This window comes from Weissella sp. DD23 (assembly GCF_001579105.1).
Classification (GTDB): Bacteria; Bacillota; Bacilli; order Lactobacillales; family Lactobacillaceae; genus Weissella; species Weissella cibaria.
Genome location: NZ_KQ970395.1, coordinates 39,691 through 51,973, shown reverse-complemented (window position 1 = coordinate 51,973; position 12,283 = coordinate 39,691). Strand labels below are relative to the sequence as shown.

Here is a 12,283-nt window from a genome sequence, read left to right as displayed (position 1 = left end):
ACCGCAACTGATCAGTCGTTAGCTAAAACTGGTTATACCTACACGGTGACTGGACCGGATAAGCAGACCTACCCAACATTGGCAGCCGCCTTGGCAGCGACGCCAAATTACGATACGACGCCTAATAGCACAGATCAAACTGATGGCACGCCACAATTGTTTTCGGTGGTCTATACCGATACCCAAGCACCGACCATCACAACTGGTAAAGACACCTTTAATGTCACAACCGGTGCGGGTGTCACGGCGGCTGATTTCTTGGCTGGTGTAAATGCGCAAACCAGTGATAATCAAATGGCTGGTGATGTTAAGGTGACGTCGAATTATGACTCAGTTGTTAAGGATGAACCAGGGACTTATACGGTTACGATTACCGCAACGGATGAGTCCGGGCTTCAAACGGCCAAGCAGGTGACGGTCGTGGTGACTGAAACGTCACCGTATGACCAAGAATCAGCGGTGGAATCCGCTGCGGCAGCGCTTGAGTCAACATCACGTGATGCGACGAAAACGACGGCCGATGTGCAAGCTGCCCAAGACGCGTTAAATCAAGCCTTGGCTGATGCAAAAACCGCGCGTGAGACAGCAAATAGCAACGCTGCGGCGGCAATTACAAATGCAACGACCCAGGATGTGGCGGCAGATGATGCCGTTGCCCAGGCCATTACGGCTGTGCAAACCGCCCAAGCAAATGCCGCGGCGAACACGGGCACAACGCAGGCAATTGTTGATGCCACAACGGCCCTAGAGAAAGCGGTTGCGGTGGCTTCAGCCCAAGCAATTGTAACTAATCCAGTGAGTCAAGAACCAGACGTCAAGACGGCCCAAAGTGACTTGGATACGGTGTTGAGTAACCCAGACGCGACAGCAGCTGAGATTGCCACCGCGCGTGATGCATTGAAACAGGCGGTGGCAGACGCCGTGACGGATCGAGACGCCGCCAAGGATACGGCTGCTACGGCGAATAATGCCGCGGCCACTTCAGCTGCTGCGCAAGACCAAGCGGTCATTGACGCGCAAGATAAGTTGGCCCAAGCGATTGCGGCTGCCGACGGGAATTCAGGCACGACGCAGGCGATTTTAGATGCCGTGGCTGAGTTGAATACGGCGGTGACAACGGCTGAGAAGGCCCAAGAAACAGCTAGAGCTGCTGCCGCTGCCGCCTTGGCTGCTATGACACCTGTGTCAAATGAAGCGAATGTATTAGCGGCTGCCAAGTCACTGAAAGAGATTTTAGACAATGAAAATGCCACGGCCGCTGAAATCGAAGCAAAAACAACGGCTTTGACGGATGTTGTTGCTTCAGCCAAAGAGGCACGTGATACACAAGTGACAGCCGCGAATAATGCGGTTACAGCCGCAGAAGCCGGCGATAACGCCAATGACCAAGGGGTTAAAGACGCAATCGCAACGTTACAGCAGGTTGTATCCGATGCAACCAATGAAGCAACGAACACTGATTTAGGGCATATTGCCTTGACGCAGGATATTGCGGACGCGATGATCAAGTTAGCTGATGCGATTAGTCAGGCTCAGAGTGATCGTGCAGCGGCGGTGGAACAAGCAACTGATGCAATGACAGCAGACAATACCACACCGGTGAGTTTGGAAGATGATACCGCTTCCGCCAAGGCGACCTTACAAGCGGTCCTTGATGATCCGACGGCAACCGCTGCTGATATCACCGATGCGATTAATGACTTTAAAAATGCGATTGATGATGTCCGAGACGATCGACAAGTCGTGGATGAGGCAGCCGCCGACGCATTAACGACTGCCACGAATTCTGGTTATGCCGATGAACAGGCTGTGCAACAAGCCATGCAAGACTTGCAAGATGTTCGTGATCAAGCAGCGGCCGATGGCGCGACATCAGCTGATATTACGGCCGCCCAAACGGCGCTAGAAAATGCACTGGCGGCTGCTAAAAGTGCGCAAGACCAAGCAATTGCAGATGCGCAAGCGATTGCCACTAATCCTGTCACGAATGAACCCGAGGTTGTCGCAGCGACTCAAAAGTTGGCGGATTTGGTTGCGGAGGCAGCAGATGGTGGTGACGTCTCGACGGCTGACATTGTCGCTGCTGGCCAGGCAATTACTGCGGCTGTTGCAGCTGCTGAAAGTGAGCGTGATGCTGCGAATGATGCTGCTCAAACAGCGATTACAGATGCGCAAGCGACAAATCAGGCTGAAGAACCAGGCGTCACGGCGGCGATTTCGCATTTGCAAGATTTGCTCACCCAGGCAGCTAATGATGATCCTAATGCGCTGACAGCTGATATTATTGCGGCGACAGCGGCGGTTAAGCAAGCGGTCCAAGATGCCGCACAGGCCCAACAAGATGCCCGTGATGCTGCGAATGCGGTTGATACGGCACCGGTTTCGTCAGAGCAGAGTGTGGTCGATGCCAAGAACGAGTTGGCCAAGGTAGTTGGTGATCCAACCGCCACGGTGGCTGAAATTAATGCTGCCCAACAGGCTTTGGAAGATGCAGTTAATGACGAAAAAGCAAAACGTGATACCACGAATGAGGCAGCTGATGATGCGTTGACGACGGCGTCAAATTCTGATCAAGCTGACGAACCAGCAGTGATTGCGGCGCAAAATGCGCTACAACAAGCCCAAGCAAATGCAGCGAATGACGCGGGCACAACGGCTGAAATTGCCGACGCCACGAAAGCATTAACGGATGCGATTGCACAAGCCAAGGCAGATCAGCAGACGGCTCGTGATGCAGCTGCAGCGGTTGACACGGCGCCAGTTTCAAATGAAAGTGGTGTGAAAGCGGCACAGACAGCACTCGACAAGGTGCTAGCTGATACTGGTGCGACGGTTAAGGAAATTGAAGATGCCACCAACGCGTTGGAAAACGCGGTCGACGCGGCCAACAGTGATCGTGAAGCCGCCAACACCAAGGCGGATAGTGCGAAATTAACGGCGGCTGGAACAGCGCAAGCAAATGAACCGGGTGTACAAGCTGCCATTGCTAACTTAACCGCCTTGCAAAATCAAGCGGCAACAGATGATGCTGGTGCGCTGACACAAGACATTTTGGATGCGATTACGGCCTTGCAAGATGCCGTGACGGATGCGGCGGGTGACCAACAGGAAGCACGTTTGGCAGCTGACAATGCCCTTGCACAGACGAAACCAGTTTCGCATGAATCTGCCACACAGGATGCGATGACAAAACTGCAAACCTTGTTAGCGGATGATAGTGCGACAACGGCCGATATTCAAGCGGCTACCAAGGCGCTGTCGCAAGCAGTATCGGATGATACGAAGGTTCGTACAGCGGCAAATACGGCGGCAGCGAGTGAAATTGCGAGTGCGCAAAATTCAACAGCGGCTAATGATGCCACTGTGCGTGATGCTGTACAAGCGTTGCAGGACGCCGTGAAAACAGCGGCGAGTGATTCGCCAGATGCCGTGACGCAGGATATTTTGGATCGTATTTCAGATTTGAAAGCTGCGGTAACAGCGGCGGAGCAAGCACAAGAAACGAAACGTTCCGAAGCGACCGCAATCTTGGCAGATGACAGTGAAACGCAGCCAGTGACCTATGAGCAAGCTACGGCGGATGCCAAGGTTGCCTTGCAACAAGTGATTGATAATCCACTTGCCACGGCCGCTGATTTACAGACAGCAATTGATCAGTACCGTGACACAGCGACGGCGACGCGTGCGGTCCGGGATGATGCGATGACGGCGGGATCAGATGCCGTCACGAGTGCGCAAAACTCTGATCAAAGCGGGGATGATCGCGTGGTGACAGCTATTCAGAATCTGCAACAAGTGATGGCTACGGCCGCCAGTGATTCGCCGGATGCGTTGACTGCGGATATTGAAGCAGCTATTAGTGCGGTCAAGCAAGCTCAGGTTGATGCGGCTAAGTCACGAGCAGAAGCGGCTGATCTGGCAACGGCAGCCTTGCAACAAACTGGCCCCGTGACGAATGAGGCAGATGTCGCGACGGCTCGTACCAATTTGCAGACATTAATTGATGATCCAACTTCAACGGAACAAGATTTAAAGAATGCGATGACCGAGTTAGCGACAGCGGTAACGGCAGCAAAGACTGACCGGACGACGACAAACAATGAGGCGAACAAGGCAATTACAACAGCTACGAATGGCGACCAGTCAGCAGCGCCAGCGGTTCAAACCGCCATTCAAAATTTGAAGGATGTGATGGCGACGGCGGCGAGTGATTCGCCAGATGCCTTAACTGCTGATATTGCGACTGCGACAGCCGCCTTGCAACAAGCGGTCGCGGATGAAGACGCGGCCCAAGAAACGGCACGAGCCACGGCTGCTACAGTATTGTCAGAGACGGCCCCAGTTTCAAATGAAACAGCGGTTGCGTCGGAAATTAACGCGTTACAGAACGTTCTGCAAGATCCAAAGGCCACGGCCGCTGAAATTACAGCTGCTGTCACTGACTTACAAAGTGCAGTTCAGACAGATACTGGCACGCGAAATACAGCAAATGACGACGCGGCGACAGCGATTGCGGACGCCGAGAATAGTTCATTGCAGAACGAACCACAAATTGAGAATGCGATTGCGAATTTAAATGCGATTCGTAAACGGGCGGCGGCTGATTCAAGCGCTAGTTTGACGGCTGATATTATCGCAGCAACGGATGCGTTGCGTCAGGCAATGACCGATGTTGCCCAATACCAAGCTGACGCCCGGGCTGACGCTGCTGAAGCACAGCAGGCGACCACAACGGATGGGACAACCATTCATCCAGAGATTGCAGACAGTAAAGCTATTTCCGAGGATACGCAGACTGCGTTGACTGACGCGGTGAAAGCCTTGAATGACGCGTTAAAAAATCCAGATACACCATACGCCGATATTAAAACAGCAACTGATGATGTGTTCGAGGCTGGCGGAAAAGCGTTGACTGAAGCGGCAACACCATACAGTGATAATGCGACGGTTGAATCAGCGCTGGCGACAATGCAGACAACGCTGGCCGATCCAGATGCAACCGCTGCTGAAAAGCACGCTGCGATGGATAGCTTGCGGGCCACATTTGCTGATGCCTCAGCTGCATTAACAGATGCGAAAACGGCAGCCCAGGATGCACTAAGTAAAACAGCGCCAGTTTCAAATGAAACGGCAGTCAAGGACACCGCAGATAAGCTGCAGAGTTTGTTGGCCGATCCAACGGCAACAAAGACGGCCATTGAGGACGCCACAAAGGCGCTGAACCAAGCGGTCGCTGATGCGAATACTGCCCGTGATGCGGCTAACCAAGCGGCTGACAAGTTGGCCGATCAGGCACAACAGTCGGCGGGTAGTGGTGATCCGGCGGTGGTCGCCGCGTTGGCCAAGTTGCAAAAAGTTCAAGCAGCCGCGGCGACGGATTCGCCAGAGGCGTTGACTCAGGATATTGTGGCCGCGACGCAAGCATTACAGCAAGCGTTAGACGCGGTGAACAGTGCCCGTGATGCGGCTAACGACGCGATAGCACAAGCTAAACCAGTTTCATACGAATCGGCAGTGGCAGCGGCAATCAAACACTTGCAGCAGGCGTTGGCCGATCCAGCAACACCAACGGCTGATTTGGCGAAGGCAGTTAACGCTGTAAAGACGGCAACGCAAGCAGCCAAAGCCGATCGTGATGCGGCTAATCAAGCGGCGGATGCGATGCGTCAGGCGGCAACAAAGACTGGTCAGAATGATCCAGCCGTCCAAGCTGCGGTGACAAAACTTGCTAATTTGCAACAATTAGCGGCCGCTGATAATCAGGATGCGTTAACTGCTGATATTAAGGCAGCGACGGATGCCTTAAAGGTGGCGATGCAAGCCGTTGATGATGTGCGGACGGCTGCGGATACTTTATTAGGGCAAACGAAGCCGGTGTCACATGAAGGTGCCGTAGCTGATGCAAGTAAGCAATTGCGAGTCTTATTGGCCGGTAATGCGGCTGAAGGCGACATTAAGAGCGCCATGCAAGTATTACAAACGGCTTTGGATAAGGCGAAGCCAGCTCGTCAACAAGCCCAAAGTCAAGCAACCGATTTGCTAACACAGGTGCAAAATAGTCCGGTACGCAATGAACCTGCGGTGCAAGAAATGATGCAACGACTGCAAGCGGTTATGGCTGCGGCAGATCAGGATGATCCCAAAGCATTAACTCAGGACATTTTGAACGCCATGCAAGATTTGCAGACCGCGTTTAACAACGCTCAGGCAGCCCGTGACACGGCTAACCAGGATGCGACGGCCTTAAAGAATAGCGTGCCGGCTGATATGGCCGACACGATTAAGGATGCTTGGAATCACTTGGCGGATGTGCAAGCGAAAGCGTCTCGTGGCGAAGCAACGACCGCTGATGTTGTTGCAGCGACTAAGGCGCTGGCCGATGCTATCGGTCAAAACAATGGGATTGTGAGTGGTCCGCAGGCGCGCCAAGCGCAACAAAATGCTGAACTGGCCACGCTGGGGGCGACGTATCAACCGACGATGACCACGTTACCTGCAGCGGTCCAGGCAGGCTACACGGCTATCCCGAGTGGTTACTTGCCATATACGGGGGCAGGTGTGTTGCCATATACAGCTACCGGTCGGACGTTGGCTGCCGGTACAGCTAACCGGGTGCTGCCGGACACTGGTCAAGACACGATGAGTTACTTAACCGCAATCGGGGTCTTCTTGTTTGCAAGTAATCTGTTTATGTTGTTCGCAGCGCGCCGTAAGCGTGAGGCTGAGGAAAATTAATTGAGAAGTGAAACGAGGACTGTCGGAGACGATAGTTCTCGTTTTCTACTTATGTAATCCGTAAGATTTCTATTCATGGTAAACTTAATGTGGTTATTTTTAAGTAAAACGCTAGAAGGAGCAGCACGGCATGTTTACCGATAAAAAGATTGTGTTAGTTGTCAGCGGTGGTGTCGCAGCCTATAAGTCAGCGATTTTTGCCCGCTTGTTGATGAAGGCGGGGGCGGTCGTTCGCGTTGTGATGACACAGGCCGCAACTGAATTTGTGACGCCAAAGACGTTTGAAGCCTTGACGCAGCAGCCGGTTGTGACCGATTTGTTCGATGCGCACAATGACAGCGTCATTGCGCATGTGAGTTTGGCAGATTGGGCTGATTATATTTTCGTGGTCCCTGCGACGGCTAATATCTTGGCAAAAATGGCGGCTGGCATTGGTGACGATGCCGCAACGTCAGTTCTATTAGCTCGGCATACCCCAGTTATTGTGGCGCCGGCGATGAACGTCAATATGTATGAAAATCCGGCAACGCAACGTAATTTAGCGACGTTGCGTGACGATGGGGTGATTGTACTGGAACCAGCTGAAGGTCTTCTAGCTGAAGGTTATGCCGGTAAGGGTCGTTTGCCAGAACCGGATGAGATATTAGCCTTGGCAGAATTAGCGCTGCATCAGCGAACGGGTCGACTAACGGGCAAGCAGATCATTGTCTCAGCTGGTGGGACCGTTGAACCAATTGATCCGGTTCGCTTTATTACGAATCGGTCGTCAGGGAAGATGGGGTATGCGATTGCACAAGCCGCAGCCGAGCAAGGGGCTAACGTGACACTTGTGACGTCATCCGATTTGCCAGCTCCAGCAGGTGTGCAAACAGTTCACATTCAGTCTGCCCGTGAATTGCTGGCAGCGATGACTGAACGATTTGAGACGGCAGATGCTGTCATTATGGCGGCAGCAGTCTCAGATTATCGTGTGGCAACACCGGCCGATCAGAAGATGAAAAAAGATGCGGCCAATCCGGGGTTGACCTTGGAGTTGGTTGAAAACCCGGACATTCTAGCGACGCTTGGTGCGAATAAAACCCATCAGTACTTGGTTGGGTTTGCCGCTGAGACGCAGGATTTAATTAATTATGCGCAACAAAAGCTAACAAAAAAGAACGCGGATATGCTGATTGCAAATGATGTCTCAAAGGCCGAAGTTGGTTTTGGTTATGATACGAATCAAGTGACAATTTTGACACGAGATGCACAACCAGAGACCTTGCCTTTGCAAACGAAAATTGCAGTGGCTCGTGAAATTATGCGACGTGTGACAGAAGCAGTAAAGGATTAAAAAATGGCACAAATTGGAATTGATAAGATGAGCTTCTTCTCACCACATCAATATATTGATATGACTGAGTTGGCAAACGCTCGTAATGAAGAACCTGGTAAGTACTTGATTGGAATTGGTCAGACGCAACAAGCGGTTGTGCCACCAACGCAAGACGTCGTGACGATGGCAGTCAATGCCGCAGACCAAATCTTGACACCTACTGAACGTGAAGAAATTGACACCATTATTTTTGCGACTGAATCAGGCATTGACAACTCAAAGTCGGCAGCGGTTTATGCACAACGATTGTTAGGGTTGAGTCCATACGCCCGCACGATTGAAATGAAGCAAGCGTGCTATGCCGGTACTTACGGTTTGATGCAAGCACGGGATTATGTTGCCTTGCACCCAGGTGCTAAGGTGCTGGTCATGGCATCAGATATTGCCCGTTACGGCCTCCACACCCCAGGTGAAGTCACCCAAGGGGCTGGCGCAGTTGCCATGTTGGTGACTGAGAATCCACGTATTTTAACGATTAATCGAGACAACCAATTCATGTCGCGTGATGTGATGGACTTCTGGCGCCCAGTTTACGCCGAAGAAGCATTGGTTGATGGTAAATATTCAGCTGAAGTTTACCGTGAATTCTTCCGTGATTTATGGGCTCGTTATAAGGAAAAGACAGGTTTAGCTATCGATGACTTCAAGGCATTTGCATTCCACTTGCCATTCACTAAGATGGGGGTTAAAGGCCTTGCGCGATATCTTACCTGAAGCAGATGAAGCAAAACAAGCATTATTGTTGACGGAATTTGAAGCCAGTCGTGTTTACAATAAGCGCATTGGTAACTTATATACGGGTTCAGTTTACTTGAGTTTGTATTCACTGTTAGAAAATTCAACGACTTTAACGGCGGGTGATCGTTTGGGCATCTTCTCTTACGGTTCTGGTGCAGAAGGTGAGTTTTATTCAGTTGAATTGCAACCTAACTTCCGTGATGGGTTAGTGACCGGCCAAATGGATCACTTGTTTGATTCACGTGAATACATGACGATTCCAGACTATGAGGAAAACTTCATGGCCGGTTTGCACGGCGCAACTGATCGTGAATTTGATATCACCAAGGATGCAGCCAAGTTTGTATTGGCCGGTTTGAAAGATCAACAACGCGTGTATTTAGCACACTAATTAACGCGAAAAAATCAATAATTGTGCGAGGGTTCATCAAACGCACTGGGTACACTAATCGCAAACGACTAGTCAGGGGGAGTGCCTATGCAGCGACATGAACTACAGATTGGTGATATAGCCCATTGTGATGCTTCAGCAGCGATTAACTGTCCGTTTATTGGTAAAGTGATTCGCTGTGACGCAACCGATTATGAAATGGAAGTTTTGTTTATTCCGGAATTGACTCGTGAAAATGCCGCATTGCTTCATACGCAACAACGAGTTGCCAAGACAGCTTTGCAACCGTTCATGAATAAGCGGGATTTGCCGTCGATGAAAGGTTGATTGTTCGGCATTTGTCGGTTAAACTAATTGGGTAACACAAAAAAATCTGTAATTAGTTAAGAGGGAAAATTATGAAGCGCGTTTACTTAGCCGGTCCATTTTTTGACGATGACCAAATTGATCGTATTGAACGGATGGAAAAAGCACTTGCAGCAAATCCAACGGTTTCTGAATTCTTCAGTCCACGTACTGAACAACACGATGAATTTGAATTTGGTTCAAAGGAATGGGCAAAAGCAATTTACAAGGGCGACAAGGATCATCTTGATCCAGCCGAAGTTGTCATTGCGGTAATCGACTACGAGGGTGAACACGTTGATCCAGGGACTGCCTGGGAGATTGGTTACTCAGAAGCGGCAAAGAAGCCCGTAATTTTAGTGAAAGAGAAGGATGGGGGCATCAACTTGATGATGTCAGTTCCTGCTCACGCTGTTATTACAGACGTTGCAGATGTTGCAACATACGACTTCGATGCCTTGCCAGCGAACGAATGGGAAGGTAAGACTTTCTAATTTGGTTAAGCTTACCAGTGATTAACGGCACTCACCGCAAAGTGGGGGCCGTTTTTTTCTTGCAGTAGCCATTGAACTTATTACCGCTGTGCTAAACTAAACAGATACGAAACAGAACTTGAGAGGGTATTGTCGCATGCGAAAAATTGGCCGGTTGTTGTTGGCGTGGCTCGTGAAATTTTGGATTCCACTAGCCATTACTGTGGGGATGCTTGGTGTCGCAGTCGCAGTTACTACAGTGATGCTATATAAACAACAAATTACAGTACAAATCCCGAATATTACGATTCGAGAGAAGAAAGGAGTTGCCGGTACGCCGATATCAGTGTTGAAACAAGGTGAACATTTACAAATTTTAGCCAAGGATGATGGTTGGTACGAGGTGCGCCGTGAAGATGAGTCGACTGGGTGGGTAGCAGGCTGGCTGTTGGAACGGAATGAACCCTTAGACAAGATTACGCCGTTATCGGAATCAACAATCGTTTTGGACCCTGGTCATGGTGGATCGGATTCTGGTGCGATATCAAATACTGGCAAATTTGAGAAGACTTATACGCTCCAATTGGCACGGCGGGTGGCTAAGACATTGCGCCAATCGGGGGCACGGGTGATTATGACGCGTGATTCGGATAAAATTGTGTATCTGTCAAAAATTCCGCAAGTGGCTGAAAAGAATCATGCTGATTTATTTATTTCATTCCACTTTGATTCATCCCCAGAAGCGAACGAAGCGAGCGGGTACACAGCTTATTATTACCATAAAACAAATGGCTCTAAGCAACTTGCGACAGCCTTGAATAAAGCTATGGCGCCGACTATGCCGCTCACTAATAAGGGTGTTGACTTTGGTGATTTCTTGGTTATTCGAGATAATACAGTACCCGCGGTATTGCTTGAAAATGGGTACATTAACTCAGACACGGACTTCAAACAGATTAAGTCCGTGAAAACGCAGGAAAAAATTGCCAAGGCAATTCCAATCGGTTTGGAAAATTATCTTGATCAACGGGCGAAAAATGCCCAGTAACTTGACGTTGACTACTTTCTATAAGATAATGTTTTTCATAGATAGAACCGATGAGAAAGCAAACTTATTTTGGACATGTTTAGCGAGCAGGGTGTGGTGAGAGCCTGTCATTGTTAGGATAAGGGGACACTTTTTAGGTCGCAGCAATGCGCGTGTTGCCACGTTACGGCATGAGACCAAATTCAAGGTGGTACCGCGCTTAAAAGGCGCCCTTGACGATACGAGTGTGTCGTCGAGGGCGCCTTTTCCGTTTTTGCACCATCGGATTAATTGAGAGGAATTACGATATGGCTAAGCAATCATTCCAAAAGCCAAAGGGAACAGCAGATTTGTTGCCCGGTGAATCACTTAAGTGGCACTACGTTGAAGAAACAGCGCGTGTGTTGTTTGGTGACTACCAATATTCAGAAGTACGAACACCAATCTTTGAAAGTTTTGATGTCTTTGCACGTTCAGCTGGCGATACATCTGACGTGGTGACGAAGGAAATGTATGATTTCCACGACAAGGGTGATCGTCACGTTGCCTTGCGTCCGGAAGGAACCGCGGGTGTTGTGCGGGCGTTTGTTGAAAATAAGTTATTTGGACCTGAACATCAAAAGCCATACAAGATGTTTTATATCGGACCAATGTTCCGTTATGAACGTCCACAGGCAGGTCGCATGCGTCAATTCCACCAGATTGGAGTGGAAGCATTGGGGTCAGACTCACCAGCACTAGATGCTGAAGTGATTGCAATGGCCGTTGATTTCTTCCAAACGTTGGGTGTGACGAACTTGAAGGTTAAGATTAACTCATTGGGTGATAAAGCGTCTCGTGAGAACTATCGCCAAGCGTTGATCAATTTCTTGACGCCTCATTTTGATGAGCTTTCTGCTGATTCACAAACGCGTTTGGAGAAGAACCCTTTGCGTGTATTGGATTCTAAGGATGCCAAGGATCAAGCAATTGTTGCGGACGCCCCATCGATTTTGGATTATTTGACAGAATCAGCCCAAGCCCACTGGGATAAGGTGCAAACATACCTTGAGGCAATGGGAATTGATTATGAAGTGGATGCCAACGTGGTCCGTGGCTTGGATTATTACAACCACACGATTTTCGAAGTGATGACACAATCTGAAGCATTGGGTCATGGTTGGACAACGATTACCGGTGGTGGTCGTTACAACGGATTG

The 12,283-nt window shown here is 50.0% G+C and carries 6 protein-coding genes and 1 pseudogene; all 7 read left to right on the top strand.

The window, feature by feature from the left end; all coding sequences use genetic code 11:
- Positions 1-6,735, top strand: a 6,735-nt coding sequence (locus WEIDD23_RS08890; RefSeq protein ID WP_197458862.1) for an LPXTG cell wall anchor domain-containing protein, incomplete at its 5' end; no start/stop codon positions are given.
- A gap of 130 nt (positions 6,736-6,865) precedes the next feature.
- Positions 6,866-8,068 (top strand): bifunctional phosphopantothenoylcysteine decarboxylase/phosphopantothenate--cysteine ligase CoaBC, encoded by a 1,203-nt coding sequence (gene coaBC / locus WEIDD23_RS08885; protein ID WP_010373004.1) that lies wholly within the window; start codon positions 6,866-6,868, stop codon positions 8,066-8,068.
- A gap of 3 nt (positions 8,069-8,071) precedes the next feature.
- Positions 8,072-9,239 (top strand): annotated as a pseudogene (locus WEIDD23_RS08880) (hydroxymethylglutaryl-CoA synthase).
- A gap of 87 nt (positions 9,240-9,326) precedes the next feature.
- Entirely contained in the window at positions 9,327-9,566 is a 240-nt protein-coding gene (locus WEIDD23_RS08875; protein WP_010373000.1) for a hypothetical protein, read from the top strand.
- A gap of 71 nt (positions 9,567-9,637) precedes the next feature.
- Positions 9,638-10,078, top strand: a complete 441-nt coding sequence (locus WEIDD23_RS08870; protein ID WP_010372998.1) for a nucleoside 2-deoxyribosyltransferase — start codon at positions 9,638-9,640, stop codon at positions 10,076-10,078.
- Positions 10,079-10,214: 136 nt separating this feature from the next.
- Complete coding sequence (locus tag WEIDD23_RS08865) at positions 10,215-11,105, top strand: N-acetylmuramoyl-L-alanine amidase family protein (RefSeq protein WP_010372996.1); 891 nt, start codon at positions 10,215-10,217, stop codon at positions 11,103-11,105.
- Between the two features lie 287 nt (positions 11,106-11,392).
- The coding region (hisS, locus tag WEIDD23_RS08860; protein ID WP_062358923.1) for a histidine--tRNA ligase at positions 11,393-12,283 on the top strand (891 nt) is incomplete at its 3' end.

Bases quoted from the DNA above. Each gene is read 5' to 3' on its own strand.
- WEIDD23_RS08875 (WP_010373000.1), top strand. From the start codon at position 9,327: ATGCAGCGACATGAACTACAGATTGGTGATATAGCCCATTGTGATGCT.
- WEIDD23_RS08865 (WP_010372996.1), top strand. From the start codon at position 10,215: ATGCGAAAAATTGGCCGGTTGTTGTTGGCGTGGCTCGTGAAATTTTGG.
- WEIDD23_RS08870 (WP_010372998.1), top strand. From the start codon at position 9,638: ATGAAGCGCGTTTACTTAGCCGGTCCATTTTTTGACGATGACCAAATT.
- coaBC (WP_010373004.1), top strand. From the start codon at position 6,866: ATGTTTACCGATAAAAAGATTGTGTTAGTTGTCAGCGGTGGTGTCGCA.